This is a genomic window from Kitasatospora griseola (assembly GCF_014648555.1).
GTDB lineage: Bacteria > Actinomycetota > Actinomycetes > Streptomycetales > Streptomycetaceae > Kitasatospora > Kitasatospora griseola.
The window spans coordinates 933-1410 of record NZ_BMRI01000051.1 but is presented as its reverse complement, the minus strand read 5'-3'; the positions used below and the strand labels follow the sequence as shown (position 1 = coordinate 1410).

Sequence of the window (478 nt, the reverse complement as noted above, 5' to 3'; positions counted from 1 at the left end):
TGGTGACGGCTGTTGGGTTCGTTCGTTGTGTTGTTCATGGGTGGGGAGATATCTGAGGCTGATGCTCGTCGTTGGTCTGACGGGTTGGCAGAGTTGCATGAGCGGTTCGCTCGCCGGTTCGCGCGGAGTGAGTCGCGGGAGTCGGCGCTGGCGTACATGCGGGGGCTGTTGGCGCCCTTGGAACGCAAGAACGGCTGGACGGTGGCGGAGACCGGCCCGAGGACGAATCGGATGATCCGGCAGCAGTTGCGCGCCGCGAGGCGCTCGGCCGGTCCCGGGGCGGGCTGACCACCAAGATCCACCTGGCGGTCGACGGACGCGGCCTGCCCCTGTCGATCGTCCTCAGCACCGGCAACACCGCCGACTGCACGATGCTGCCCGCCGTCCTCGACGCGATCCGCGTCCCGCGCCCCGGGAGCGGGCGGCCGAGGACCAGGCCCGACCGGGTCGTGGCCGACAAGGCGTACTCCTCCCGGAG

Annotated in this window: 2 pseudogenes; both read left to right on the top strand. The window is 69.7% G+C overall.

Annotated features, from left to right (window positions below):
* Positions 1–36 precede the first annotated feature (36 nt).
* A pseudogene (locus tag IEZ12_RS34675) lies at positions 37–243 on the top strand (IS701 family transposase); the annotation flags it as partial.
* Positions 222–478 (top strand): annotated as a pseudogene (locus tag IEZ12_RS34670) (transposase); the annotation flags it as partial. The pseudogenes IEZ12_RS34675 and IEZ12_RS34670, both read left to right, overlap by 22 nt.